At 74.3% G+C, this 26,189-nt stretch carries 25 protein-coding genes and 1 pseudogene; 16 read left to right on the top strand and 10 right to left on the bottom strand.

Annotation, left to right across the window (positions count from 1 at the left end; translation table 11 throughout):
- The first annotated feature begins 44 nt into the window (after positions 1-44).
- From ACI79C_RS18955 to ACI79C_RS18965, 3 genes are all read left to right on the top strand, one after another.
- Positions 45-638, top strand: a complete 594-nt coding sequence (locus ACI79C_RS18955) for a TetR/AcrR family transcriptional regulator (protein ID WP_456947236.1) — start codon at positions 45-47, stop codon at positions 636-638.
- Between the two features lie 112 nt (positions 639-750).
- The gene (locus ACI79C_RS18960; protein WP_456947237.1) at positions 751-1,605 is read left to right on the top strand and encodes a 3-hydroxyacyl-CoA dehydrogenase family protein; all 855 of its coding nucleotides are present in this window, start codon (positions 751-753) and stop codon (positions 1,603-1,605) included.
- A gap of 88 nt (positions 1,606-1,693) precedes the next feature.
- Positions 1,694-3,016 (top strand): cytochrome P450, encoded by a 1,323-nt coding sequence (locus ACI79C_RS18965; RefSeq protein WP_456947238.1) that lies wholly within the window; start codon positions 1,694-1,696, stop codon positions 3,014-3,016.
- 46 nt (positions 3,017-3,062) lie between these two features.
- On the opposite strand, the gene paaZ is transcribed toward ACI79C_RS18965, so the two are convergent.
- Genes paaZ through paaK form a run of 3 tightly spaced genes read right to left on the bottom strand, consistent with a single transcriptional unit; the run spans position 3,063 to position 7,081 of the window.
- The gene (gene paaZ / locus ACI79C_RS18970; protein ID WP_456947239.1) at positions 3,063-5,111 is read right to left on the bottom strand and encodes a phenylacetic acid degradation bifunctional protein PaaZ; all 2,049 of its coding nucleotides are present in this window, start codon (positions 5,109-5,111) and stop codon (positions 3,063-3,065) included.
- A gap of 18 nt (positions 5,112-5,129) precedes the next feature.
- Entirely contained in the window at positions 5,130-5,744 is a 615-nt protein-coding gene (locus ACI79C_RS18975; RefSeq protein ID WP_456947240.1) for a TetR/AcrR family transcriptional regulator, read from the bottom strand.
- Positions 5,741-7,081 (bottom strand): phenylacetate--CoA ligase PaaK, encoded by a 1,341-nt coding sequence (gene paaK / locus ACI79C_RS18980; protein ID WP_456947241.1) that lies wholly within the window; start codon positions 7,079-7,081, stop codon positions 5,741-5,743. Before paaK ends, ACI79C_RS18975 begins: the two co-directional genes overlap by 4 nt.
- Before the next feature lie 223 nt (positions 7,082-7,304).
- Between paaK and paaA the strand changes: the two genes are divergently transcribed.
- The 8 genes from paaA to ACI79C_RS19020 all read left to right on the top strand — a co-directional run bounded on the left by paaA (position 7,305) and on the right by ACI79C_RS19020 (position 13,968).
- Complete coding sequence (gene paaA / locus ACI79C_RS18985) at positions 7,305-8,270, top strand: 1,2-phenylacetyl-CoA epoxidase subunit PaaA (RefSeq protein WP_456947242.1); 966 nt, start codon at positions 7,305-7,307, stop codon at positions 8,268-8,270.
- The gene (paaB, locus tag ACI79C_RS18990; RefSeq protein WP_456947243.1) at positions 8,267-8,716 is read left to right on the top strand and encodes a 1,2-phenylacetyl-CoA epoxidase subunit PaaB; all 450 of its coding nucleotides are present in this window, start codon (positions 8,267-8,269) and stop codon (positions 8,714-8,716) included. Before paaA ends, paaB begins: the two co-directional genes overlap by 4 nt.
- Before the next feature lie 52 nt (positions 8,717-8,768).
- Positions 8,769-9,680, top strand: a complete 912-nt coding sequence (gene paaC / locus ACI79C_RS18995; protein ID WP_456947244.1) for a 1,2-phenylacetyl-CoA epoxidase subunit PaaC — start codon at positions 8,769-8,771, stop codon at positions 9,678-9,680.
- A 5-nt stretch (positions 9,681-9,685) separates the two neighbouring features.
- Positions 9,686-10,186, top strand: coding sequence for a 1,2-phenylacetyl-CoA epoxidase subunit PaaD (gene paaD, locus ACI79C_RS19000; RefSeq protein ID WP_456947245.1), 501 nt, complete (start codon positions 9,686-9,688; stop codon positions 10,184-10,186).
- Complete coding sequence (gene paaE, locus ACI79C_RS19005) at positions 10,187-11,272, top strand: 1,2-phenylacetyl-CoA epoxidase subunit PaaE (protein ID WP_456947246.1); 1,086 nt, start codon at positions 10,187-10,189, stop codon at positions 11,270-11,272.
- The gene (locus ACI79C_RS19010; RefSeq protein ID WP_456947247.1) at positions 11,269-12,042 is read left to right on the top strand and encodes an enoyl-CoA hydratase-related protein; all 774 of its coding nucleotides are present in this window, start codon (positions 11,269-11,271) and stop codon (positions 12,040-12,042) included. Before paaE ends, ACI79C_RS19010 begins: the two co-directional genes overlap by 4 nt.
- A complete protein-coding gene (locus tag ACI79C_RS19015; protein WP_456947248.1) occupies positions 12,039-12,482 on the top strand; it encodes a thioesterase family protein in 444 nt (147 codons plus the stop codon). The genes ACI79C_RS19010 and ACI79C_RS19015 overlap by 4 nt, the downstream gene beginning before the upstream one ends.
- Before the next feature lie 139 nt (positions 12,483-12,621).
- Entirely contained in the window at positions 12,622-13,968 is a 1,347-nt protein-coding gene (locus ACI79C_RS19020) for an MFS transporter (protein ID WP_456947249.1), read from the top strand.
- A 34-nt stretch (positions 13,969-14,002) separates the two neighbouring features.
- On the opposite strand, the gene ACI79C_RS19025 is transcribed toward ACI79C_RS19020, so the two are convergent.
- Positions 14,003-14,311, bottom strand: coding sequence for a WhiB family transcriptional regulator (locus ACI79C_RS19025; RefSeq protein WP_456947250.1), 309 nt, complete (start codon positions 14,309-14,311; stop codon positions 14,003-14,005).
- 156 nt (positions 14,312-14,467) lie between these two features.
- Between ACI79C_RS19025 and ACI79C_RS19030 the strand changes: the two genes are divergently transcribed.
- Positions 14,468-15,820 carry an amidase family protein gene (locus ACI79C_RS19030; protein ID WP_456947251.1) on the top strand — a complete coding sequence of 451 codons (1,353 nt, stop codon included), beginning with the start codon at positions 14,468-14,470 and terminating at the stop codon, positions 15,818-15,820.
- 18 nt (positions 15,821-15,838) lie between these two features.
- Here the strand turns inward: ACI79C_RS19030 and ACI79C_RS19035 are convergent, their stop codons facing one another.
- A complete protein-coding gene (locus tag ACI79C_RS19035) occupies positions 15,839-17,050 on the bottom strand; it encodes a cytochrome P450 (protein WP_456947252.1) in 1,212 nt (403 codons plus the stop codon).
- Positions 17,051-17,127: 77 nt separating this feature from the next.
- Positions 17,128-18,033: pseudogene (locus ACI79C_RS19040) on the bottom strand (PDR/VanB family oxidoreductase); the annotation flags it as partial.
- 371 nt (positions 18,034-18,404) lie between these two features.
- Between ACI79C_RS19040 and ACI79C_RS19045 the strand changes: the two are divergent.
- Entirely contained in the window at positions 18,405-19,760 is a 1,356-nt protein-coding gene (locus ACI79C_RS19045; RefSeq protein WP_456947253.1) for a TrpB-like pyridoxal phosphate-dependent enzyme, read from the top strand.
- A gap of 91 nt (positions 19,761-19,851) precedes the next feature.
- Positions 19,852-20,544: an alpha/beta fold hydrolase gene (locus ACI79C_RS19050; protein ID WP_456947254.1), complete on the top strand. Its 693-nt coding sequence runs from the start codon at positions 19,852-19,854 to the stop codon at positions 20,542-20,544.
- Positions 20,545-20,587: 43 nt separating this feature from the next.
- On the opposite strand, the gene ACI79C_RS19055 is transcribed toward ACI79C_RS19050, so the two are convergent.
- The 4 genes from ACI79C_RS19055 to ACI79C_RS19070 all read right to left on the bottom strand — a co-directional run bounded on the left by ACI79C_RS19055 (position 20,588) and on the right by ACI79C_RS19070 (position 23,318).
- A complete protein-coding gene (locus ACI79C_RS19055) occupies positions 20,588-20,734 on the bottom strand; it encodes a hypothetical protein (RefSeq protein ID WP_456947255.1) in 147 nt (48 codons plus the stop codon).
- A 743-nt stretch (positions 20,735-21,477) separates the two neighbouring features.
- Entirely contained in the window at positions 21,478-21,906 is a 429-nt protein-coding gene (locus ACI79C_RS19060; protein ID WP_456947256.1) for an SRPBCC family protein, read from the bottom strand.
- On the bottom strand, positions 21,903-22,307 hold the full coding sequence (locus ACI79C_RS19065; RefSeq protein WP_456947257.1) for a RidA family protein: 405 nt from the start codon (positions 22,305-22,307) through the stop codon (positions 21,903-21,905). The genes ACI79C_RS19060 and ACI79C_RS19065 overlap by 4 nt, the downstream gene beginning before the upstream one ends.
- A gap of 66 nt (positions 22,308-22,373) precedes the next feature.
- Positions 22,374-23,318, bottom strand: coding sequence for a quinone oxidoreductase family protein (locus ACI79C_RS19070; RefSeq protein ID WP_456947258.1), 945 nt, complete (start codon positions 23,316-23,318; stop codon positions 22,374-22,376).
- A 202-nt stretch (positions 23,319-23,520) separates the two neighbouring features.
- Here ACI79C_RS19070 and ACI79C_RS19075 point away from each other — a divergent pair, with 202 nt between their 5' ends.
- Together ACI79C_RS19075 and ACI79C_RS19080 are read left to right on the top strand one after the other, a co-directional pair.
- Complete coding sequence (locus ACI79C_RS19075) at positions 23,521-24,408, top strand: diguanylate cyclase domain-containing protein (protein WP_456947259.1); 888 nt, start codon at positions 23,521-23,523, stop codon at positions 24,406-24,408.
- Between the two features lie 103 nt (positions 24,409-24,511).
- Positions 24,512-26,176 carry an amidohydrolase gene (locus ACI79C_RS19080; protein ID WP_456947260.1) on the top strand — a complete coding sequence of 555 codons (1,665 nt, stop codon included), beginning with the start codon at positions 24,512-24,514 and terminating at the stop codon, positions 26,174-26,176.
- Positions 26,177-26,189: the final 13 nt, after the last annotated feature.

The following is a 26,189-nucleotide window of genomic DNA, read 5'->3' on the forward strand; positions in this document are numbered from 1 at the left end:
CATGGGTCAGACTCGACCGTCGACGACGAGGGGACGGGAGCCCGGTGCCGAAGCTGGTGGACCACGAGGCCAAGCGCCGCGAGATCCTCGAGGTGACCTGGCGGCTGATGGCCACGCGGGGGGCCGAGGCCGCGACCATGCGGGAGATCGCCCGCGCCGCGGGGTACGCCAACGGCGCGCTGGCGTACTACTTCGCGAACAAGAACGAGCTGATCGAGGCCGCCTACGGCTACGTCTTCGACCGCACCAACGACCGGATCCGGGCGGCGGTCACGGGGGAGCGTGGCGTGGCGGCGCTGCGCGCCTTCCTGGTCGAGGTGCTGCCGACCACGGAGGTCACCCTGCTCGAGGCCCGGATCGTGCTGCCGTTCTGGAGCCGCACGGTCACCGACGAGCGCCTCGCCGGCATCAGCGACGCCGCCATGCAGACCTGGCGCCGCGACCTGTGCGCCCTGCTCGCCCAGGGCCGGGAGGACGGCGACGTCACGGTGACCACCGCGGACGACGTCCTCGCCGAGCAGCTGCTCGCCATGGCCATGGGCCTGCAGGTCCTCGCCCTGCTGCCCACGGCGCCCACCTCCGCCGACACCCAGCTGCGGATGCTCGACGAGCACCTGGCCCGGCTCCGCGCCGGCTGACGCCCCGGCCGCCGGGGGTTGCCCGGGACCTCGGCGGTGCGCCAGACTTCCCGGAGCAATAACTGAACGAACGGTCGGGAACTCGGCGAGCCGTCGCCGACGAGGAGGACACATGACCACCGTTCCCACCCGGGTGGGCGTCATCGGCGGTGGCCGCATGGGCGCCGGGATCGCCCAGGCCTTCCTCACCGCCGGCGCGCAGGTCGCCGTGGTGGAGGCCGGCGAGGAGGCCGCGGAGGCCGCCCGGGGACGCGTCGCCGACGGCCTGGCCGAGGCCGCCCGGCGGGGCAAGCTCGACGGCGACGTCGGGGCCGTCCTCGGCCGGCTGACCGTGCTGGACTCCGCCGCCGAGCTCGACGCGGCCACCGGCCTCGTGGTGGAGGCCGTCCCCGAGCGGGCCGACCTCAAGGCCGAGGTGCTGCGGGCCGCCGAGGCCGCCGTCGGGCCCGACGCCGTCCTGGCCACCAACACCAGCTCCCTGTCGGTGACCGAGCTCGCCGCCGCGCTGGAGCGCCCGGCCCGCTTCCTGGGCCTGCACTTCTTCAACCCCGTGCCGGCGTCGAGGCTGGTGGAGGTCGTGGTCGCCCGGGAGACCGACCCGGACCTGGTCGGGACGGCGAGCGGCTGGGTGCGCGCCCTGGGCAAGACCGACGTGGTGGTCCAGGACTCCCCGGGCTTCGCCTCCTCCCGGCTCGGCGTCCTGCTGGGCCTGGAGGCCATCCGGATGCTCGAGGAGGGTGTCGCCGACGCCGAGGCCATCGACACCGCGATGGAGCTGGGCTACCGCCACCCGATGGGCCCGCTGCGGTCGACCGACCTGGTCGGCCTCGACGTCCGGCTGGCGATCGCCGAGTACCTGCACCGGACCCTGGGCGAGCGGTTCGCCCCACCGCAGCTGCTCCGCGACAAGGTGGCCGCCGGCCAGCTCGGCCGCAAGACCGGCAAGGGCTTCCACACGTACTCCTGACCCGCACCCCTGACCCGGACCCCTGACTCCTCACCCCTCACCCCTCACCCCTCACCCCTCACCCCTCACCCCTCACCCAGGAGCCGACATGGCCTCAGCGGCGCTGGACACCGCCCTCCTCGTCGACCCGGCGACCTACCAGGACGGGCCGCCCTTCGACTTGCTGCGCCGGCTGCGGTCCGAGACCCCGGTGACCTGGGTCGAGGAGCCCGCGCTGCACGGCCAGCCGGCCGGCCCCGGCTTCTGGCTGGTGCTGCGGCATGCCGACGTCGAGGGGGTGCTCAAGGACCCGGCCACCTTCTCCTCCTGGCTGGGCGCCACCCAGGTCCGCGACGCCGCCGACCTCGCCTGGGTGCGCCGGATGATGCTGAACATGGACCCGCCGGACCACTCCCGGCTGCGGCGGCTGCTCACCCGGTCGTTCACCCCGCGGGCCGTCGCCGCGCTGACCGCCTCGATCGAGGCGACCGCGGCGCAGCTGGTCGACCGGATGGTGGGCGGCGCGGCCGAGGGCCGGTGCGACTTCGCCAAGGACGTCGCCGCGGACCTCCCGCTGCTCACGCTCGCCGACGTGCTCGGTGTGCCCGCCGAGGACCGCTGGCTGATGTTCGACTGGTCCAACCGGGTGATCGGCTGGCAGGACCCCGACTACGCCACCTCGTCGGCCTTCGACGGCACCGGCGGGACGGCGATGGCCCGGGCGGCGGTCGCGCTGCGACCGGTGCCGGGCCCGGACGGGCGGATGCCCGACCCCCGCACCCGCGCCGGCATGCCCGACCTCTACGAGTACGCCCGGCTGCTGGCCGAGGAGAAGCGCCGCTCCCCCGGGTCCGACGTCATGTCGATCCTGCTGGCCCAGGTCGACGAGGACGGCGGTCAGGTCAGCGACGCCGAGTTCGAGAACATGTTCTGGCTGTTCGCCGTCGCCGGGAACGAGACGCTGCGCAACGGCCTGCCCGGCGGGCTCATCGCACTGCTGCAGCACCCCGCGGCGCTGGCCGCGCTGCGCGCCGACCCGTCGCTGCTGCCCGGGGCGGTCGAGGAGATGCTGCGCTGGTGGACGCCGGTGATGGTCTTCCGCCGCACCGCGACCTCCGACGTCGACCTCGCCGGGGTGCGCATCCGCGCCGGGGACAAGGTCGTCGTCTCGTTCACCTCCGCGAACCGGGACGACGCCGTCTTCGCCGACCCCGACGCGTTCGACGTCCGGCGCCGACCCAACCCGCACCTGACCTTCGGGCACGGGCCGCACTTCTGCCTCGGCGCCCAGCTGGCCCGCGTGCAGATGCGGGCGCTGTTCGCCGAGCTGCTCCGCCGCACCGGCACGCTGGAGCCCGACGGGCCGCCGGCGCTGCTGCGGTCGAACTTCCAGCGCGGCGTCAAGCGCCTGCCGATCCGCTGGACCGCTTAGCGGAGGGTGGAGGCGAGGAGACCTCGCCCCCACCCTCCGCTGCGGCTCAGGCGGCCGGCGGCCAGGTCTTGGCGACCATCGTCAGGACGTCGTAGGTCGCCACGGGCTTGCCCGCGCTGTCGACGACGACGGCGTCCCAGCGGACCTCGCCGTGGTCGGCGCCGCCGCGGGGGGTGATCTGCTTGCAGGTGAGCGTGACCGTCAGCTCCTCCCCCGGCTTGACCGGGGTGAGGAACCGCAGGTCGTCCACGCCGTAGTTGGCGAGCACCGGACCCGGCGCGGGGTCGACGAACAGGCCCGCCGCCCAGGAGACGACCAGGTAGCCGTGGGCGACCCGGCCGCCGAACAGCGGGTTGGCCGCCGCGGCCGCCTCGTCCATGTGCGCGTAGAAGGTGTCACCGGTGAACTCGGCGAAGTGCTCGATGTCCTCGAGCGTCACCGCCCGCGGGCCGGCGGTCACCGAGTCACCGATCCGCAGCTGCGCCAGCGACTTGCGGAACGGGTGCACGCCGTCGTCGTTCCGCCGCGACCCGGTCACCCAGCGGCCGCCGACCGCGGTGAGCATGTCGGGCGAGGCCTGGACGGCGGTGCGCTGCATGTGGTGCAGCACGCCGCGGATGCCGCCGAGCTCCTCGCCGCCACCGGCGCGGCCGGGACCGCCGTGGACCAGCACGGGCAGCGGGGAGCCGTGGCCGGTGTTCTCCCCCGCGTCGTCCCGGTCGAGCACCAGGATCCGGCCGTGCGCGTGCGCGGCGCCCAGCACGAACTCCCGCGCGAACTGCTCGTCGTGGGTCACCACCGAGCCGACCAGGCTGCCCTGCCCGCGGGCGGCCAGCTCCACCGCCTGTGCCACGCCGTCGTAGGGCAGCACGGTGCTGACCGGGCCGAACGCCTCGACGTCGTGCGGCTCGGCGGCGGCCAGGTCGTCGCAGCGCAGCAGCATCGGCGGCAGGAACGCGCCGCGGTCGCGGTCGGCCCCGACGACCTCGAAGCGCTCCGGGTCGCCGGCGACCAGCTCGGCCACGCCGCGCAGCGCCTTGAGCGAGCGCAGCACCTCCTCGCGCTGGTCGAGGCTGGCCAGGGCGCCCATCTGCACCCCCTCGGCGCCGGGCGCACCGACCACGACCCCCGCCAGCCGCTCCCGGGTCGCCTCGACGACGTCGTCCACCAACGGGCGCGGCACGAAGGCCCGGCGGATCGCCGTGCACTTCTGGCCGGCCTTCACCGTCATCTCGGTGACCAGCTGCCCGACGAACAGCTCGAACTCGGGGGTGCCGGGGCCGGCATCGGGGCCGAGCACCGAGCAGTTGAGGGAGTCGGCCTCGGCGTTGAAGCGCACGGAGTTGGCGACCACCGCCGGGGAGCTGCGCAGCTTGCGCGCGGTCGCGGCCGAGCCGGTGAAGAACACCAGGTCCTGCCCGGCCAGGCCGTCGAGGAGCCCGGCCGCACTGCCGGCGAGCAGCTGGACCGACCCCTCGGGCAGCAGGCCCGACTCGACGATCCTCCGGACCACCGCCTCGGTGAGGTAGGCGGTCTGGCTGGCCGGCTTGACGACGGTCGGGACGCCGGCGAGGAAGGCCGGCGCCAGCTTCTCGAGGAAGCCCCACACCGGGAAGTTGAAGGCGTTGACCTGCACCGCCACGCCTCGCATCGGGGTGTAGAGGTGCTGGCCGGCGAAGGTGCCGCCCCGGCCCAGCGGCTCGACGGGGCCGTCGAGGACGACGGTGTCGTCGGGCAGCTCGCGGCGGCCCTTCGACGCGTACGACAGCAGCGTGCCGAACCCGCCGTCGACGTCGACCGCGCTGTCCCGGTCGGTGGCGCCGGTGCGGCGGGACAGCGCGTAGAACGCGTCCCTGTCGGCCATGAGCCGCAGGCCCAGCTGCTTGAGCAGCGCAGCCCGCTGGTGGAAGGTCAGCTCCCGCAGCGCCGGCCCGCCGACCGAGCGGGCGTGGTCGAGCATGGCGGGCACGTCGAGGCCGGTGCTGCTGACGCGGACGACGGTCTCGCCGGTGACCGCGTCGGCGATCGGCGTCCCGTCGTCCGGGGCGGCGTACCACCGGCCGGCCACGTAGCTCTCGAGCAGGGGTGCGGTCATGGCAGGTCTCCGGGGTGGTCAGGACGGCCGGGCGCGCAGGCCCTGGAAGGTGATGGCGACGAGCGCGTCGGCCACGGCCGTCGCGTCCAGGCCGCGGTCGGGGCGGTACCACTCGGTCAGGGAGTTCACGGCGCCGAAGAGCAGGCGGCTGGTGACGGCCGGGTCGACGTCCGGGCGGACGTCGCCCTCCTCCTCCGCGGCGCGGACCAGGTCGGTGACGATCCGGTCGAACCGGCGACGACGCTCGAGCGCCTCCTGCTCGACCGGGGAGTTGCCGCGCACCCGGAGCAGGAGGGTGACGAACGGCAGCTCCGCGGTGAGCACCCGGACCGACCCGCGGACGACGTGCTCGAGCCGGTCGATGGCCGGCCCGCTGGTGGCGGCCGGCTCCTCGGTGACGGCGAACAGCGCGTCGAGGGCGCGGTCGAGCGCCATCCGCAGCAGCTCGACCTTGCTGGACACGTGGTGGTAGATCGCCGACTTGGTGATGCCCAGCCGGGTGGCGAGCTCGTCCATGCTGGTGGCGTCGTAGCCGCGCTCGTTGAACACCGCGACAGCGACGTCGAGCAGGGAGTCCAGCGAGTGACCGGGTCGCCCGCGCCGGACGCGGGCGGGATCGGCGGTGGAGGTCACGCACGCTCCCGGAGGTCGTACAGCCGCTTGAGCTTCCCCACCGACCGCGCCAAGGTCTCCGGGTCCACGACCAGCACCTCGATGCTGCAGCCGACGGTGTCCTTGACGCCCTTGGCGACCTCGGCGGCGGCCTCGGGACGGCGCTCGGCCGGGCAGTCGGGGCGGGCCTCGATCCGGCAGGTGAGGTGGTCCATCCGGCCGCGCGTGGTCAGCTCCAGCGCGAAGTGCGGCGAGAGGCCCGGCGTGCGCAGCACGATCTCCTCGATCTGGGTCGGGAAGAGGTTCACCCCGCGCAGGATGATCATGTCGTCGGTGCGGCCGGTGACCTTCTCCATCCGCCGCATCCCGGGCCGCGCCGTCCCCGGCAACAGGCGGGTGAGGTCGCGGGTGCGGTAGCGGATGACCGGCATGGCCTCCTTGGTGAGCGAGGTGAAGACCAGCTCACCCTGCTCGCCCTCGGGCAGCACCTCGCCGGTGAGCGGGTCGATGACCTCCGGGTAGAAGTGGTCCTCCCAGATGTGCAGGCCGTCCTTGGTCTCCACGCACTCCTGCGCGACGCCGGGGCCCATGACCTCCGACAGGCCGTAGATGTCGACGGCGTGGATGTCGAGCCGCTCCTCCATCTCGCGGCGCATCTGCTCGGTCCACGGCTCGGCGCCGAAGATGCCGATCTCCAGCGAGCTGGCCGCCGGGTCCAGGCCCTGCTTCTCGAACTCGTCGATGACGGTGAGCATGTACGACGGCGTCACCATGATGACCCGCGGCTCGAAGTCGCTGATCAGCTGGACCTGTCGCGGCGTCATCCCGCCCGACACCGGGATGACCGTGCAGCCGAGCTTCTCTGCGCCGTAGTGGGCGCCCAGCCCACCGGTGAACAGGCCGTAGCCGTAGGCGTTGTGCAGCTTGTCGCCCGGCCGTCCGCCGGCCGCGCGGATCGAGCGGGCCATCACCGTGGCCCAGGTGTCGATGTCCCGCTCGGTGTAGCCGACCACGGTCGGGCGGCCGGTGGTGCCGGAGGAGGCGTGCACGCGGCGCACCTGCTCCTGGGGGACGGCGAACATCCCGAACGGGTAGTTGTCGCGCAGGTCGGCCTTGCTGGTGGTGGGGAACCGCGCCAGGTCGGCGAGCTCCCGGCAGTCGTCGGGATGCACGCCGGCAGCGTCGAAGGCGGCCCGGTAGTGCGGCACGTTCTCGTACGCGTGGCGCAGCGTCCACTGCAGCCGCTCGAGCTGCTGGGCCCGGAGCTCGTCGACGGACAGCCGCTCCGCCGGGTCGAGGATCGCCGGGTCGGGTGCCTCCCCCAGGCGCCGGGTGGTCTCGCTGGTCGCAGCCGTCATGGCCGATGCCTCCGTGGTCGCAGCGTCCTCGCCGGACGGTCGGCGGGCAGGTCTCACCCAAATACCGACCAGATGGTCAGGTAATGAACTCCTCCGACCCCCGCCTGTCAAGGCCCGCGAAGAAGTCCGGGCGCGGGCTTGTGCCGTGGGTCGCGGTCGGGCAGACTCATTACCGACCGACCGGTCAGTAATTGACGATCGACGTCGCACCCGAGGGGATGAGATGTCCGCGCCCACCCTGGAACGGCCCGCGGCCGACGACGCCGCACTGCAGGCGCACTTCGACGCCACGATCGCCGCCGAGCACCGGATCGAGCCGCGCGACTGGATGCCCGAGGGGTACCGCAAGACCCTGATCCGGCAGATCGCCCAGCACGCGCACTCGGAGATCATCGGGATGCAGCCGGAGGGCGACTGGCTGCTCGCCGCCCCGAGCCTGCGGCGCAAGGCGATCCTGCTGGCCAAGGTGCAGGACGAGGCCGGCCACGGCATGTACCTGTACTCCGCGGCGGAGACCCTCGGTGCCGACCGGGCCGACCTCACCGACAAGCTCATCGAGGGCCGGCAGAAGTACAGCTCGATCTTCAACTACCCGACGCTGACCTACGCCGACGTCGGCGTCATCGGCTGGTTCGTCGACGGGGCGGCGATCTGCAACCAGGTGCCGCTGTGCCGCTCCTCGTACGGGCCCTACGCCCGGGCGATGATCCGCATCTGCAAGGAGGAGTCCTTCCACCAGCGGCAGGGCTACGAGCTGCTGATGACGATGATGCGCGGCACGCCCGAGCAGCGGGCGATGGTGCAGGACGCCGTCGACCGCTGGTGGTGGCCGTCGCTGATGATGTTCGGCCCGCCGGACGACGACAGCCCCAACTCGGCGCAGTCGATGGCGTGGGGCATCAAGCGGCACAGCAACGACGAGCTCCGCCAGCGCTACGTGGACATGTCGGTGCCGCAGGCGGAGTTCCTCGGCGTCACGCTGCCCGACCCCGAGCTCGCCTGGGACGAGGAGAGCGGCCACTACCGGTTCGGCCCGATCGACTGGGCCGAGTTCAAGCGCGTCATCAGCGGCGACGGCCCGCGCAACGCCGAGCGCATCGCCCGCCGCCGGGCCGCCCGCGACGACAACGCCTGGGTCACCGAGGCCGCCACCGCGTACGCCGCCAAGCACGCGGGAGCGCGGGCATGAGCGACGCGAGGACGACGCCCGATCGAGCATCGCAGGGAGCGCCGGCGACCGAGGAGCGCAACGAGGGCGGAGTCGAGCCGACGGGCACCGTGACGGCCGAGGGCGGGCACGGCGCCGTCCCCACCGGGCCCGAGGTGCCGGTCGAGACCCGGCCGGCGACCAGCCGGCGGGACTGGCCGCTCTACGAGGTCTTCGTGCGCGGCAAGCGCGGCATCAACCACGTGCACGTCGGGTCGCTGCACGCGCCGGACGACGAGATGGCCGTGCACGCGGCGCGCGACCTGTACACCCGGCGCAACGAGGGCGTGAGCATCTGGGTGGTCAAGGCCGCCGACATCACCGCGTCGAGCCCCGACGAGAAGGACCCGATGTTCGCCCCGAGCGGCGACAAGGTCTACCGCCACCCGACGTTCTACGAGATCCCCGAGGACGTCCCCCACATGTAGCGGAGTGCGAGAGGCGAGCAGTCCTCGCTCCTCGCACTCCGGTAGGAGAGACATGGCGCACGAAGAGACCGTCTACGACGCGCTCGACCACGCCCACGGCGGCGAGGGGCACTGGGCGTTCGGCACCGGCTTCGACGAGCCGCTGGCCGGCGTGGACACCACCGTGCCCGAGGGCATCGACCCGGCCGACCTGGGCGAGTACTGCCTGATGCTCGGCGACGACGCCCTCGTGCTGGCCCAGCGGCTGACCCAGTGGATCACCGCGGCGCCGGAGCTCGAGGAGGAGGTCGCGATCGCCAACGTCGCCCTCGACCTGCTCGGCCAGGCCCGGCTGCTGCTGGCCCGCGCCGGGTCGGTGGGCGTGCTCGGCCGCTCGCGCGAGAAGGCCACCGAGACCATCCCCGACGAGGACGCCCTGGCCTACTTCCGCGACCCCGACGAGTTCCGCAACACCGACCTGGTCGAGGCGCCGAACGGCGACTTCGCGCAGACGATGGTCCGGCTCCTCGCGGCCGGCACCGTCCGGCTCGCGGTCTTCGACCGGCTGCGGGGGTCGCGGGACCCGGTGGTCGCGGCCATCGCGGCCAAGGGCGTCAACGAGCTGGCCTACCACCGTGACCACGCCGCCCGCTGGGTGCTGCGCCTGGGCGACGGCACCGAGGAGTCGCACCGCCGCGCCCAGGCCGGCGCCGACGCCGTCTGGCCGCTGCTGGACGACCTCTTCACCGCCACGGACGTCGAGGCCCGGCTCACCGCGGCCGGCGTCGCGGTCGACCCGGCCGACGTCCGCGAGGAGGTCGTCTCCGTGCTCACGCAGGTGCTCGACCGGGCGACGCTGCGGGTGCCGGCCTGGCCGACCGACGCGCCGCCCCGGGGCCGCACCGGCCGGCACACCGCGGAGCTCCCCGAGCTGCTCGCCACCCTGCAGGGCCTGGCCCGCCAGCACCCGGCCGCCACGTGGTGACCGCCGTGACGGTCACCACCGATCCCCGGACGGTCGCCGAGACGGTGACCGACCCCGAGCTGCCGATGCTGACCCTCGCCGACCTCGGCGTCCTCCGCGACGTCCGGGTCGAGGACGGCACCGTCGTCGTCGAGATCACCCCCACCTACTCCGGCTGCCCCGCGATGGGCACGATGCGCGCCGACCTGCTGCACGCCCTGCACCGGGCCGGCTTCCCCGACGTCGACGTCCGCACCGTGCTCTCCCCCGCCTGGAGCACCGACTGGATCAGCGACGAGGGCCGCCGCAAGCTGGCCGCCGGCGGCATCGCGCCGCCCGGGAGGGCCCCGGTCCGCTCCGCGGGCCCGGTGCCGCTGCAGCTCGGGCCGACCCGCCGCACCGCCGCCTGCCCGGTGTGCGGCTCCCCGGACACCGAGGAACTGAGCGAGTTCAGCGCGACCGCCTGCAAGGCCCTGCGCCGTTGCCGCAGCTGCCGGGAGCCGTTCGAGCACGTCAAGGAGATCTGAGTGACCACCACCGAGGCCCCCGCGCGGCGTCGGCCGCAGTTCCACCCGCTCACGGTGGCCCGCGTCGAGCAGCTCACCGACGACGCGGTCGCGGTGACCTTCGACGTCCCCCCGGAGCTGGCCGAGGACTACGCCTTCAAGCCGGGCCAGGCCCTGACCCTGCGCAGGGTGGACGGCGACCGCGACGAGCGCCGCTCGTACTCCATCTGCGCGCCCGTGGGTGCCGCACCGCGCGTGGGCGTCCGGGAGGTGCCCGGCGGGTTCTTCTCCTCCTACCTGGTGCACTCGGTGCGCCCGGGTGACCGGATCGAGGTGCTGCCGCCGTCGGGCACCTTCACCGCCGACCTGTCGGTGCCCGCCGACCACGTCTTCGTCGTCGCCGGCTCGGGCATCACCCCGGCCCTCTCCCTCGCCTCCAGCGTGCTGCGCGACGGGAAGTCGACCGTCACCGTCTTCTACGGCAACCGGCGCACCAACACGGTCATGTTCGCCGACGAGCTCGCCGACCTGAAGGACCGCTACGGCACCCGGCTGCAGCTGGTGCACGTCCTCTCCCGCGAGCCGCGGGACGCCGAGCTGACCAGCGGCCGGCTCGACGGCGCGCGGCTGCGGACGCTCATCGACAACCTGGTGGACGCCGAGCACGTCGACCACTGGTGGCTGTGCGGCCCGCACGGGATGGTCGGCGACGCCCGCGAGGTCCTGGCCGAGCTCGGCGTCCCGGCCGAGAAGGTCCACCAGGAGCTGTTCTACGTCGACGACGTCCCCCCGGAGCCGGTCCGCGGCGACGAGGAGACCGTCACCGGGCCGAGCAGCGAGGTGACCGTCGTCCTCGACGGGCGGACCACCACACTCGCCCTCCCCCGCGACGTGCCCGTCCTCGACTCGGCCCAGCGGGTGCGCGGCGACCTCCCCTTCGCCTGCAAGGGCGGGGTGTGCGGCACCTGCCGGGCACGGGTCACCGAGGGCGAGGTGGAGATGCGGCGCAACTACGCCCTCGAGCCCCAGGAGGTCGAGGCGGGGTACGTGCTCACCTGCCAGACGGTGCCGCTCTCGGAGACCGTCACCGTGGACTTCGACGCATGAGCACCGATCGGGTGCTGCGGGTCGACGTCGGCAGTGGCGTGGCCACGCTGACCCTCGACTCACCGGCCAACCGCAACGCGCTGTCGGGGGCGATGCGCGCCCAGCTGCGGTCGGCACTGGCCGACGCGCTGGCCGACGACGCGGTCCGGGTCGTCGTGCTCGACCACACCGGCCGGGTGTTCTGCTCCGGCATGGACCTCGCCGAGGCCGCCGGCGGCGCGGCAGAGGACCAGGGGGTCAACGAGTTCCCGGCCCTGCTCGAGACGATCTGGGACTTCCCGAAGCCCGTGGTGGCCACCGTCCGCGGCCCCGCCCGGGCCGGTGGCGTCGGCCTGCTCGCGGCCTGCGACGTGGTGGTCGCCGGGACGTCGGCGACCTTCGCCTTCACCGAGGTCCGCATCGGCGTCGTGCCGGCGGTCATCTCGGCGGTCTGCCTGCCGCGGATGGTGCCCAACGCCGTCCACCGGCTGATGCTGACCGGCGAGGTGTTCGACGCGTCCACGGCACTGGCCGGCGGCCTGGTGGACCTCGTCGTCCCGGACGACGAGGTGGACGCCTGCGTGGCCGAGCAGGTGGCGGCCCTCGGCAAGGGCGCGCCCCTGGCCCTGGCGGAGACCAAGCGGCTGCTGCGCGCGGCGCGGACCGGCCCGCTGGCCGATCGGTTCCCCGACCTGCTGGCCCTGTCGGCCCGCTTCTTCGCCGGCGAGGAGGGCCAGGAGGGGATCGCCGCCTTCCGCGAGAAGCGGCCCGCCCGCTGGGTGCCCGCGTGATCCCGGTCCCCGTCGGCGCGGCGGCCGAGCTCGACGTCGTGGTCACCCCGGAGATGACCGTCCGCTTCGACGAGCTGGGCCCGGTCCACCCGGTGTACGCGACCTACACGATGGCCAAGCACTTCGAGGAGGCCGGCCGCAAGCTGCTGCTGCGCCACCTCGAGCCGGGCGAGGCCGGCATCGGCCGCTCGGTGTCGGTCGAGCACCTCGGGCCCAGCTGGGTGGGCGACGCGCTCCGGGTCACCGCCCGCTGCGTCGAGGTCCGCGGCAACCGGCTGACCTGCGAGTGCACCGCCGTCGCCGCCGACGGCCGCGAGCTCGGGCGCGGGACGACGGTCCAGGCGGTCCTCAGCGAGGAGACCCTGGAGGACCGCATCGGCGATCAGGCGCGCGCACGCGCCCGGGCCGCGCAGCAGCGGACGCCCGCGGAGAGCCGTTAGTTCGGCAATGCATCGTTGTGCGCTGGGCCACACCGCCGCTAGAGTTCGGCGAAATAACTGACCACTCGGTCAGTATCGAGCTCCAGGGGGCGGCGCGATGTCAGCTGCGGCGGGCACGGCGGGATCCACGCGCGAGCGGATGACGACCGAGGAACGCAAGGTCCTCGCCGCCACGCTCGCCGGCACCACCATCGAGTGGTACGACTTCTTCATCTACGCCCAGGCCGCCGGCCTGGTGCTCGCCCCGCTCTTCCTCGCGCCGGTCAGCGAGGACTCACCGGGGCTGGCCACGATCATCTCGCTGGCCACCATCGGGATCAGCTTCCTGTTCCGCCCGCTGGGCGCGATCGTCGCGGGTCGGCTCGGCGACCGCCTGGGCCGCAAGAGGATGCTGGTCTTCACCCTCGTGCTGATGGGCGCGGCGACCGCACTCATCGGCCTGCTGCCGACCTACGCGCAGATCGGGCTGGCCGCCCCGGCCCTGCTGATCCTGCTCCGCATCCTGCAGGGCTTCTCCGCCGGCGGTGAGTGGGGCGGCGCGGCGCTCATGTCGGTCGAGCACGCGCCGGTCCACCGCCGCGGCCTCTTCGGGGCCTACCCGCAGATCGGCGTGCCGGTCGGCATGATCCTGGCGACCGGCGTGCTGTGGTTGCTCAGCACGGTGCTCACGCCAGCGCAGTTCGAGAGCTGGGGCTGGCGGATCCCGTTCCTGTTCTCGGTGGTGCTGATCGTCATCGGCTACCTCATCCGCCGCGCCGTCGAGGAGAGCCCGGTCTTCCGGGAGATGCGGCTGCGGAGGAAGGAGTCCTCCGCGCCGCTGCGCGACCTCTTCCGGAGCAACACCAAGGAGGTCGCGCTCGCCGCGCTGATCTTCGTCGCGAACAACGCCGCGGGCTACCTGCTGATCGCCTTCTTCATCGCCTACGCCAGCGGTGCCCTGGGGATGCCGCGGGAGTCGGTGCTGCTCGCGACCACGCTGGCGTCCTTCGGCTGGCTGGTGTTCACCATGTACGGCGGCGCCCTCTCCGACCGGATCGGGCGGATGCGCACCTTCCAGATCGGCTACGCGCTCGTGTTCGTCTGGATGATCCCGCTGTTCCTGCTCATCGACACCGGCAACATCTGGCTGTACGGGATCGCGCTGTTCCTGCTGACCGTCGGGCTGGGCCTGTCCTACGGGCCGATGTCGGCGATGTACGCGGAGATGTTCCCCGTCGCGGTCCGCTACTCCGGGGTCTCGATCGGCTACGCCCTCGGCGCGATCCTGGGCGGCGCCTTCGCCCCGATGATCGCCGAGGTCCTCATCCAGTCGACCGGCTGGTCGGGGTCGATCGGCATCTACATCATGGTGCTCTGCGTCATCTCCTTCGCCGCGGTGACCGTCGCCGGGGAGACCCGGGGCGCCAACCTGCGGGTCGCCGAGGCACACGAGCAGTACCTCCACGAGCACCCCGACGAGACCGGCGACCTGGGCCGCCGGCCCTGACCGCCGTCCCGGGCGCCGGCGACCGGGCGCGGGGTCAGGCCTGCGCCCAGCGGAGCGCCCTCCGCTCCTCGGGCAGGCTGCCGCCCCAGATCCCGAAGCGCTCGTCCGCCGCGAGGGCGTACGCCAGGCAGGGCGCGACGGCGGGGCACCGCCGGCAGGCGGCCAGCGCGGTCTCGTGCTGGCGTGCCCCTCTCCCCCGCTCGGGCCACCAGGGGGACGGGTCGCCGGTCTGGCAGGCCACGGTGCCGGCTCGTTCCAGCGCGCGGGTCAGCGCCAGCCACTCGTCGGCCGCCCTCGACGGAACGGCCCACAGCACCTGCTCGGGCACCACGGCTCGGCCCATGCCACATTGCGTCACTCCGGAAAGCGGTGGTGGCGGAGGCGCGCGGCACCACGGGTGTCGCCTAGGCAGACGCCCCCGGACAGTCGCTACGCGGAGTCGCACACCGACCACGGGGGCGGCCCGTGGCGGTCATCCACGTTCGGGGAAGGCGACGACATGACGACGGTGCAGACCACGGGCCTCGACGACGTCCGCCAGCGCATCGCGGGCTCCTCCGCCCGGGAGGTGGTCGCCGACAGCGTGGCGCGTGCCCGGCAGGTGGCCGACCTGGGCGCGTTCACCACCCTCGCCGACGACGCGGTGGGCCGGTCCGGACCGCTCGCCGGCGTCCCGCTGGCGGTGAAGGACAACCTGGACACCCACGACCTGCCCACCAGCGGCGGCACCCCGGCGCTGCGGGAGTCCCGGCCCGGCCGCGACCAGCAGGCCGTCGAGCGCCTGCGGGCGGCGGGGGCCGCGGTCATCGGCAAGACCAACCTGCACGAGCTGGCGCTGGGCATCACGAGCAACAACGCCGCCTTCGGCCCGGTGCGCAACCCCCACGACCCGAGCCGCTCGGCCGGGGGCTCCTCGGGCGGCTCGGCGGTCGCCGTCGCCACCGGCGTGGTGCCGATCGCCCTGGGCACCGACACCGGCGGGTCGGTGCGGGTGCCGGCGGCGCACTGCGGTCTGGTCGGGTTCCGGCCGACGGTCGGGCGCTGGGGCACCGGACGCACGGTGCCGATCTCCAGCACCCGGGACACCGCGGGCGTCCTGGCGACGAGCGTCGCCGACGCAGCCGTCGTCGACGAGCTGGTGACCGGGCGGTCCACCGCTCCCGGGGAGGACCGGTCGCTGCGGCTCGGCGTCCCACGGATCGGCTTCTACGACGACCTGCACCCCGAGGTCGGCGCCGTCGCGCAGCGGGCGCTGGACCGGCTCGCCGACGCCGGGTTCGAGCTGGTCGAGGTCTGCGTGGCCGACGCGCACGAGCTGGACGCCGAGTGCGGGTTCCCGATCGTCTTCTTCGAGATCGCCCGCGAGCTGCCGGCCTACCTGGCGACGCTGCCCGGGCCGGAACGCCGGCTGACCCTCGCCGACGTCATGGCCCAGGTGGCCTCCCCCGACGTCCGCGCCGCCCTGGAGCTCGCCGCCGGCGGTTCGGTCACCGAGGAGGCCTACCGGTCCACCCTCGCCGTCCGCGACCGGCTGCGGGCGGCCTACACCGCCGCGCTGCGCCCGGAGGACGGCGCGCGGCTCGACGCCCTCGTCTACCCCACGGTGCCGCTGCCCGCGCCGCCGATCGGGGACGACGACACCACGGAGCTGGGCGGCCGGCAGGTGCCGGTCTTCCTCACGACGATCCGCAACACCGGGCCGGGGTCGACCGCCGGGATGCCGTCGATCTCCCTGCCGGCCGGCGCGACGGCCACCGGCCTACCGATCGGCGTCTCGCTGGAGGCCCTGCCCGGCGAGGACGGCGCCCTCCTCGCGGCGGCCGGCCGGGTCGAGGCCGTCCTCGCCGGGTGAGGCCGGCCGCCGCGGAGGTCAGGCGGGGGTGACGCGGACCGGCACGCTCGCCCAGCCCTTGAGGGTGTTGTTCAGCTTCGGCGTGGGCTCCCCGGCCGGCTCCAGGGTGCGGGCCCGCTGCGCCAGCGCGGTCAGCACCAGCTCGGTCTCCAGGCGGGCGACCGGCTGGCCGACGCACTGGTGGATGCCCATGCCGAAGGCCACGTGGCCGGCGGCGCGGCGGTTGACGTCGAGGGTCTCCGCGTCCTCACCCCAGTGCCGCGGGTCGCGGTTGGCCGACCCGAGGAACAGCAGCACCTTGGTCCCCTCGGGGATGTGCGCGCCGGCGACCTCGACGTCCCGGGAGGTGGTGCGGAAGAAGGTCTGCACCGGGGACTCCCAGCGCAGCGCCTCGTCGAAGGCGAACTTGGCCTTGGCCGGCTGCGCGTGCAGCTGCGCCCACTGCTCCGGGTAGCGCGACAGCGCGTAGACGGTGTTGGCGATGCCGTAGACGGTGGTGTCCAGGCCGGCGGTGAGCAGCGAGCGGACCAGCATCGGCGCCTGCTCGGCGGTGATGTCACCGCGGTCGGCGGCCGCCCAGATCTGCTCACCGAAGCCGCCGGGGGCGAGGTTCTCCCGCTGGCACTGCTCCCAGATCCAGGCCTGCACGGGAGCCGCGGTGGCCAGGGCGTTGCGGCGCAGCTCGTTGTCGGGGCCGAAGGCGTTGAACGCCAGCCCGCCGTACGGGAGCAGGTTCTCCCGGCCCTCCTCGGGCAGGCCGACGGCGTCGGGGAACACCCGCAGCGGGTAGACCTCGGCCAGGTCGGTCACCGCGTCGAAGGTGCCCTGCTCGACCAGCCGCTCGGCGATCTCCGTCGCGGGGGCGGCGAACCGCTCGCGCAGCGCCCGCACGCTACGCGGGGAGATGACGCCGTTCATCGCCGTCCGGACGACGGTGTGGTCCGGCGGGTCGGCCTCCAGCAGCAGGCTCGGCGGCCGCCACGGCTCCTCCTTGGCGAAGTCGGCCAGCCCCGCGCCCCGGCTGGACACGAAGGTCTCCCAGTCCCGCAGCGAGGCCGAGACCTCCTCGAACCGGCCCATCGCGTAGATGCCGTACCGGGACAGGAACACCACCGGCCCGGCGTCGCGCAGCCGGCGGTGGAACTCGTAGGGGTCGGTCAGCACGTCGGTGCCGAACGGGTCGTCGTCGAGGACGGGGACGTCGGTGGTGGGCAGGCTGTCGACGGACATCGGGAGGCTCCAGGTGCTCGGAGGTCGAGTGCTCGGAGGTCGAGTGCTCGGAGGTCGAGTGCTCAGAGGTCGAGTGCTCAGAGGTCGAGGACGAGACGGGGGCAGGCGGCCCGGGACACGCAGATGAACATCGTGTCGTTGGCCGCCTGCTCGGCGGGGGTCAGCAGGCTGTCGCGGTGGTCGACCACGCCCTCGAGCACCGGGGTCTCGCAGGTGCCGCAGGTGCCCTCCTGGCAGGAGGAGAGGACGGGGACGCCGGCGGCCTCCACCACCTCGAGGACCGACCGGTCCGGCGGCACCAGGAGGGTCAGCCCGCTCTGGGCGAGCTCCACCTCGAAGGTCTCCTGCAGCAGGGGCTCGCCCTGTTCCTTGGGGCTGAAGCGCTCCAGGTGCAGGGCGCCCTCCGGCCAGCCGGCGCAGCGCTGCTCGACCGCCTGCAGCAGCGGTTCGGGGCCGCAGCAGTAGACCAGCGTGTCCGGCCGCGGGACGCCGAGCAGCCGGTCGAGGTCGAGCAGGCCGACCTGGTCCTGCGGGTGGAGGGTGACGCGGGCGCCGTGCGCCTCGCTGAGCGCGGCGCGGAAGGCCATCGAGCCGAGGGTGCGACCGCCGTAGTGCAGCTCCCACTCCGCGCCTGCCGCGGTGGCGGCGGCGAGCATCGGGACCAGCGGGGTGATCCCGACCCCACCGGCGATGAACAGGTACCGCGGCGCCGGGACCAGCTCGAAGTTGTTCCGCGGGCCGCGGACGTCGACGAGGACGCCCTCGTGCAGCTTGTCGTGGACGTACGAGGAGCCGCCCCGGCTCTCGGGCTCGCGCAGCACGCCGATCCGCCACACCGACCGGTCGGCCGGGTCGCCGCAGAGCGAGTACTGCCGGACGAGGTCCGGCGTGAGCTCCAGGTCGACGTGCGCACCCGGCGACCACGCCGGCAGATCCGCGCCGGACGGGTCGCGCAGGTCGAGCGCCACCACGCCGTCCGCCACGGCCTCCCGGCGGACGACCTCCAGGCGGAGGCCGACCTCCGCACCGCTGCTCTGCATGGCACTCCTCGCTGGTCAGGTGGGCACCTCGCGTCCGGTGCACGTCACCGGCTGACGCAGCCAGCGTGACCATGCTCACCGCGACGGCCCACCACTCTCTCGTCAGATGAGAAGACCGCGGTGGAGGGCGGTTGACGAGGGACCGTCGACCCGGACTACGGTGGCGGCCGTGAGCCGTCGCGCGAGCTGGTGGGCCGAGTCGTCGAGGACGACCCCGGACCGCTGACCAGCGCTCGGACCGTCCCCCGCCGGATGGTCCGAGGAGCTCCTCTCCGGACGGCCCGGCGGGCCGTTCCCGTGGAGGAGAGCACCTCATGACGAGCACCGACGTCCGCGATCAGGACCGTCCGCTGACCAAGGCCGTGCTGGCCGAGGCGGACCTGCCCACGCACTGGTACAACCTGGCCGCCGACCTCCCGGCGCCGATGCCGCCGTACCTGCACCCCGGCACGGGGCAGCCGCTGGCCCCCGAGGACATGGCCCCGCTGTTCCCGGCGGCGCTGATCGAGCAGGAGATGTCCGGCGAGCGGTTCGTGCCCATCCCGGAGCCGATCCGGGAGGTGTACCGGCTGTGGCGTCCCTCGCCGCTGTACCGGGCGCACCGCCTCGAGCGTGCGCTGGGGACCCCGGCGCGGATCTACTACAAGTACGAGGGCGTCAGCCCCGTCGGCAGCCACAAGCCCAACACCGCGGTGGCGCAGGCGTACTACAACGCGGCCGAGGGGGTGCGGCGGCTGACCACCGAGACCGGCGCCGGCCAGTGGGGCAGCGCGCTGTCCTTCGCGAGCGCGCTGTTCGGCCTGCAGTGCGAGGTGTGGCAGGTGCGCGCCTCCTACGACAGCAAGCCCTACCGGCGGATGCTGATGCAGACCTTCGGCGGCGTGGTCCACCCCAGCCCCTCGGAGCTGACCGAGGCCGGCCGCGGCTTCCTGGAGCGCTTCCCCGGCACGACCGGCAGCCTGGGGATGGCGGTGAGCGAGGCGGTGGAGTCCGCGGCGCCCGACCCCGAGGCGCGCTACGCGCTGGGCAGCGTGCTCAACCACGTGCTGCTGCACCAGACCGTCATCGGCGAGGAGGCGCTGCGGCAGCTGGAGGTGTTCGGCGAGGCGCAGGCCGACGTCGTACTCGGGTGTGCGGGTGGCGGGTCGAACCTGGCCGGGCTGTCGTTCCCGTTCCTGCGCGAGAAGCTGGCCGGCCGCACCGACACCCGGGTGGTGGCCGTCGAGCCATCGGCGTGCCCGTCCCTCACGCAGGGGCGGTACGAGTACGACCACGGCGACGTCGCCGGGCTGACCCCGCTGATGAAGATGCACACGCTGGGCCGCGACTTCGTCCCGGACCCGATCCACGCCGGCGGGCTGCGCTACCACGGGATGGCCCCGATGGTCAGCCACGCCGTGGAGCTCGGGCTGATCACCGCGCAGGCGGTCGACCAGCGCGAGGCGTTCGACGCCGGGGTGCTGTTCGCCCGCACCGAGGGGCTGGTCCCGGCGCCGGAGTCCTGCCACGCCATCGCCGGCACGGTCGCCGAGGCCCGGCGCCGGGCGGCCACGGGCGAGGAGGGGGTCCTGGTCCTCGGGCTGTCCGGCAACGGGCAGCTGGACCTGCCCGCCTTCGCCGAGCACCTCACCGGTGCCGCCGAACCCACCGCCGGCGACCAGCCGTTCTGATCGTCGCCGTCCGGCCGGACGGGCCGCCGGGCCCGTCCGGCCGGACGACCGTCGGGCAACGCCGCCGTCGCGCGCCCGCCAGACTGCGCGGGTGGATACGACGACTCCTGGCGCAGTGCTGGTGCACGGGCTCTGGCACGGCGCGTGGTGCTGGGACGCCGTCCGCGCCGCGCTCGACCAGCGGGGCGTCGAGAGCATCGCTGTCGACCTGCCGCTCACCGACCTGGCGGAGGACACCCGCGTGACCCGGGAGGCGCTCGACCGGTTCGGGCGCCCGGCGGTGCTGGTCGGGCACTCCTACGGCGGTGCCGTCATCACCGGCGCCGGTTCGCACCCGCTCGTCCGGGAGCTCGTGTACGTGGCGGCGTTCCAGCTCGACGAGGGTGAGTCGGTGAGCCGGACCCGGGCCGGGCAGGGTCTGCCCGACACCCGGCTCGGCGAGGCGATGCGGGTCTCCGGCGACGAGGTGGGCCTGGACCCCGAGCTGGGTCCGCGGCTGCTGTACGGCGACGCACCGGACGACGTGGCCGCGGCGGCCGCCGGCCGGCTCCGCCCGGTCTCGCGGATGGTCTTCCGCGGCGTGCCGGAGGCGATCTCCTGGCGGACGGTGCCCTCGACGTACGTCATCTGCACGGCGGACGAGGTCGTGCACCCGGAGCGCCAGCGGGCGATGGCGCAGCGCGCCACGCGCCGCCTGGAGTGGCCCTCCGGGCACAGCCCCGCTGCTTCCCGCCCGGAGCAGGTGGCCGCACTCGTCGCCGACCGCGTCGCGGCCGTGCGCTGACGGCGCCGCCCCGCTGACGGCGCCGCTCCGCCCCGCCGACCGGTCAGAACGGCGGTGGCGTGGTGACCGCGGTCAGTCCGGTGGGGGTGGTGACGGTCAGGGTGCCGTCGGGGTCGAGGTCGTGGGACCAGCCGGGAGCCTGGTGCTTGCCGCGGTGGTCGCCGGTGCAGGACCCGGCCAGGTTGCCCACTGCCGTGGGCTCGTCGGGACACCGGATCCGGTGGTCCAGTCGCCGGTGGCCACCGGACGGCGGCAGCCGGGGAACCGGCAGCGACGGTCCCGTGCGCGCAGGAACCGGTCCAGCGGGGCCGAGGGCCGGTAGCCGTCGGTCGCACCGGGCGCCCCGAGACCGGGCCGACCGGAGAGGTCGTGGGTGCAGCGCACCGGGTCGCGGCGGCACGCCTTGGCGTCGCAGCAGGCGGTGCGGCGGATCTCGGGCAGGTCGGTGAGCGACACGAGAACCCCGGTGAGGGCGTCGACCGCTCGAGCAGGTCCTGCGCCGACCGCTGCGTGTAGGCCAGCGCCACCGACAACTCCGGCGTCGCCCACTCGCTCGCCGGCCGCAGCACCTCGGGCCGGGCCGCCCACCGCTCCGGGCTCATCGCGCCCCGGCACACCCTGGGAGCGGTCGAGCGACGCGGGCCGGGACGCGGCGAACTCGGCGACCGCACGGGACCGTAGGGCGACCAGCCGGGCGATCTCCCGATCCGCCGTTCGCAGCACCCCGAGCGGACCGTCCGACAGCCCACCGGCGGACCGGGTGCCGGCTCGGACGGCGACGGACTCGCGGCCTCGCGGCAGGACGCGACGGACGCCCGAACCTCCGTCGCCACGCCGCCGTCCATGCGTTCGATCACAGGTTCGAGCACGGTCCGCCGCGACCGGACCGTGGATGAACCGGCAGGTCGGGCAGCCGTGGAGCCACTCCCACCCCTACGCCCGGCGCTCGAGGGCGTCGACCAGCGCGGCCATGACCGCCCGCCAGTGGGCGCGCTGCTCCTCACGCTCCTGTGCGCTGGTCAGCCGCTCCTGGTGGAACCGGACCGCCGTCCCGCCCCGGCCGTTCGACGTGACGGTGACCTGGACGGTGCTGTCGTGGTCCCAGCCCTCGGGGTGCCAGGTCAGCCGGATGCGGTCGCCGGGACGGACGCTGCGCACCTGTCCCACCGTCCCGTCCGCGGTCTCGTAGGCCTGCCCCCGCTGGTCGAGACGCTCCACCCCGGGGCCGAGCCAGATGCGGATCCCCTCTGCGGAGGTCAGGGAGGCCCACACCTGATCGACGGGCAGGTCGACGGTCCGGGACACACCGATCTCCCAGCCGCCGTCCCGGGTGAGGCCCACCGGTGCCCGGTCGCCGCTCACGACGTCACCGCCGCGACCACGGAGATCTCCACCAGGGCACCGGGGACGGCCAGGCCGGCGACCCGGGCGACGGTGATCAGCGGCGGGTCGCGGTCCGGGTCGAGGGCCGCGCCCGCCGCCGCGGCGCCGGCCTGCAGGTCGGCGCCCTCGACGATCAGCACCGACCAGCTGACGACGTCGGCGAGGGTCGCGCCGGCCGCGGCCAGCGCCGTCTGCACGTTGGCGACGGCCCGCGTCGTCTGGGCCGCGACGTCGTCACCGCCCACCAGGCGGCCGTCGGCGTCGACCGCGTTCTGGCCGCCGACGTAGACGGTCGTGGCCCCCGGCGGGACCACCGCGACGTGGCTGAAGAACGGGCTGGCGACCAGGCCGGGGGGGCGGAGGAGCGCGACGGTGTCCATGCCGGGCACGGTAGGACCGGATCCGGTCGGATCCTGTCCGCGACAACGCGAGGACGCCCCCTGCCCTCAGGGCACCAGCAGCAGCTTGCCGGTGGTCCGCCGCGCCTCGAGGTCCTCGTGCGCCCGCCGGACGTCGGCCAGCGGGTACCGGTCACCGACGTGGACGTCGAGCCGGCCGGCCGCGACCAGGTCGAGCACGGCGCCGGCGCGCTCGCGCAGCATCTGCGGGGTGCGCGTGTAGGTCGCCAGGGTCGGCCGCTGCACGTACAGCGACCCGTGGGCGGCCAGCTGCTGCAGCTGCAGCGGCTCGGGCTGCCCGCTGGCGGCGCCGTACAGGACCATCCGCCCCGTGGGTCGCAGCGCGGTCAGCCCCGCGGCGAACGTCGTCCGGCCGACGCCGTCGTAGACGACCGCCGCACCCTCGCCCCCGGAGAGCTCGCGGACCCGCTCGGGGAACCCGTCGTACCCGACGACGACGTCGTCGGCCCCGGCCGCCCGCGCCTGCTCGGCCTTCTCCTCGGTCGAGGTCGTGGCCAGCACGTGACCGCCGCGGGCGCGCACCATCTGCGTGAGCAGCAGACCCACACCGCCGGCCGCGCTGTGCACGACCGCCCAGTCGCCCTCGGCGACCGGGTAGGAGTCGGCGACCAGGTACTGGGCGGTGCAGCCCTGCAGCATCACGGCGGCGGCGACGTCCGCGGCGACCCCGTCGGGCACCGGCACCAGCTTGTCGCGGGGGGCGGCCACCCGGGTGGCGTAGCTGCCGGCGACGTCGAGCCAGGCGACCCGGTCCCCGGTGCCGACGACGGTGCCTGCCCCCTCGACGCCGACGATCGCGGGCAGGACCCCGCCGTAGGGCGGCCGGCCCTCGCGCTCGTAGACGTCCCGGAAGTTGACGCCCACGGCCTCGACGTCGACCAGCACCTGACCGTCGCGCGGTTCGGGGTCGGGTACGTCCCGGACCGTCATCACCTCGGGTCCGCCGGTGCGCTCGTAGACCACCGCCTGCACGTCGCCTCCCCATCTCGGCCGTGTCAGGTGCCTACCACGGCACGCGGCACGCGTCCTGCGCAGGGGCGCGGCCGTGCCCGATCGAGGACCATCACCCGACCTGGTGACACCCGGGCCCCGCTCCCCCAAGGTCGGTGCCCGGCCGGTCGACGCAGGAGGGAGGGGTCGCGCGGACAGCACGACCGGGACGGAGGGCGTGGTCATGGACGGACACGTCGCAACGGCGACCGCGTGGAGTGCCGGCGTCGCCGCGGACCTCGCCCGGGCCGTCGTCGACGTCACCGACGCCCTCGTCGCGGTCATCGGGCGGGACGGGCGTCTCCTGCACGCGAACCCGGCGCTCCAGCGCTTCACCGGCTCCACCGAGGCCGAGCTCCTGGGCCGCCACTTCTGCGACGTCTACGTGGTGCCCGAGCACATGCTGCTGGCCGTGCACGCCGTCACGACCGCCCTCGAGGAGGGCCGGGCCCACCCACAGGAGGGCGACTGGCTCACCGGCGACGGCACCCGCCGGCGCATCGCCATGCAGAACAACGTCCTCTGCGACCGGACGGGCGCGCCGTTCGCCATCGCGACCGTCGGCATCGACGTCACCGCGGAGCGCTCCCGGGAGGAGGCCCTCTGGACCCGCGCCACGACCGACACGCTGACCGGCGCACGGACCCGCGCGGTCCTCTTCGAGGTGCTGGCCGACCTCCTCGACGCCGACACCGGTGTGGGCTGCGGCCTGCTGTTCTGCGACCTCGACGACTTCAAGACCGTCAACGACGTGCACGGTCACGCGGTGGGTGACCAGCTCCTCAGGGAGGTCACCGGACGGCTGCAGCAGGTCGCCGGGCCCTGCGACGTCGTCGCCCGCTTCGGCGGCGACGAGCTGGTGGTCGTCCGCCCGGGCGCCGACGAGCGGCAGCTGCAGGAGCTGGCCGACGCGGTCGCCGACCGGATGCGCGAACCCGTGGCCGTCGGGGACTCCTGCCTCACCGTCACGGTCAGCACCGGCCACGCCGTCGGGGTGCCCGGCACCCGGGCCGACGACCTCGTCGCGACCGCCGACCTGCTCATGTACCGGGTCAAGGCACGCCGCCGCTAGTCCGGACGCGCCAGCGCCGATGGCCCGGCACCGCCCGGACGGGTGACACGGGCGTGTCCGGCCTGCTGGAATGCCTGCCGACGGCGGCCGCGAGGAGGACCCGATGGGGCAGGCGACGACACCGGCGGACCTCGTGGTCACCGGCGGCCGGGTGTGGACCCAGGACCCGGCCCGGCCGTGGGCGGAGGCGCTGGCGGTGCGCGGCGGCCGCATCGTCGCCGTCGGGACGGCGGAGGAGGTGGCCGCCGCCGTGGGGCCGGACACCGAGGTGCACGAGCTGGCCGGCGAGATGGTCATGCCGGGCCTCGTCGACGGGCACGTGCACCTCAACCTCGGCGGCGCCCAGGCCGCCTTCGAGCTCCCGCTGCTGCCGACCGACGGCGTCGAGGAGGTCCTCGGCAAGGTCCGCGACTGGGCCCGCGAGCTCGCCCCGGACGCCTGGGTCGTCGGCGGGATCATCGGCAGCACGACGATGGACGCCATCACCGACGCCGACACCCTCGCCCGGCTCGACGAGGCCAGCGGTGGCCGCCCCGTGCTGCTGCGGGACGACAGCATGCACAACCGGTGGGTGAGCTCCCGGGCCCTGGAGCTGATGGGCGTCACGGCCGACTCCCCCGACCCGGAGGGCGGCTCCTACGTCCGCGACAGCCGCGGCCGGCTCACCGGCGTCCTGCACGAGCTGGCCTCCGGCATGGCGGAGGGCGCGTTCGCCCGCTCGGTGGAGGACCTCGAGGCGCGCGTGCGGACGGCGGTCAGGACGGCCGTCGGGATCCTCAACGGCTTCGGGATCACGGCGGCCCAGGAGGCCGCCACCATGGCCGGCCCGGCGCGGGCGCTGGCCGCCCTCGAGGCGGCCGGGGAGCTCACCGCCCGGGTCGTGCTCTCCACGCCCGTGCGGCCGTTCATCGAGGAGGGCACGGTCGGCGAGGAGCTCATCGCGGCGGTGGCCCCGCTGCGCGGGGAGCTGGTCCGGCCGGACTTCGTCAAGGTCGTCCTCGACGGCGTCCCGATGACCCGGACGACGGCGCTGCTGTCCCCGTACAGGTGCACGCACGGCGAGGAGCCGCAGACCGTCGAGAGCCTCTGGACGCTGGAGGACCTCGTGGCGCAGCTCGAACGCTGCAGCGACCTGGGGCTGGGCGCCAAGCTGCACGCCACCGGGGACGCCTCGGTCCGCCGGGTGCTCGACGCGGCCGAGCGGCTGCGCGCCTCCCGCGGTCCCGGGATCCGGCTGCAGATCGCGCACACCGAGTACGTGCACCCCGACGACGTCCCGCGGTTCGCCGCGCTCGACGTCGTGGCCGACCTGTCGCCCTACATCTGGTACCCGAGCATCATCCAGGACAGCATCGCGGCCCAGGTGCCGGAGGAGGTCGTCGCGGCCAGCTGGCCGGTCCGCGACCTCGTGGACGCCGGTGCCGTCGTCGCCGCGGGCTCGGACTGGCCCTGCGCCGCCCCGACCCCCGACCCCTGGACGGGCCTCCAGACGCTGGTGACACGACGCAACCCCGACCCCGACGTCCCCGGGGCGCTCAACCCGGGTCAGGCGCTGACGCTCGAGGAGGCGATCTCGGCGTTCACGACCAACCCGGCGGCCGCCATGGGGCTCGGGGACGAGGTCGGCCGCCTGGCCGTCGGCTGGTCGGCGGACTTCATCGTGCTGGACCGGGACCTGTTCGAGATCGACGTCGCCGAGGTCCACCGCACCCAGGTGCTGCGCACCTACTTCGCGGGCACCGTGGTGCACGAGAAGGTCCCCGCCTGAGGGAGGAACGCGG

The organism is Geodermatophilus sp. SYSU D00697 (assembly GCF_054050175.1).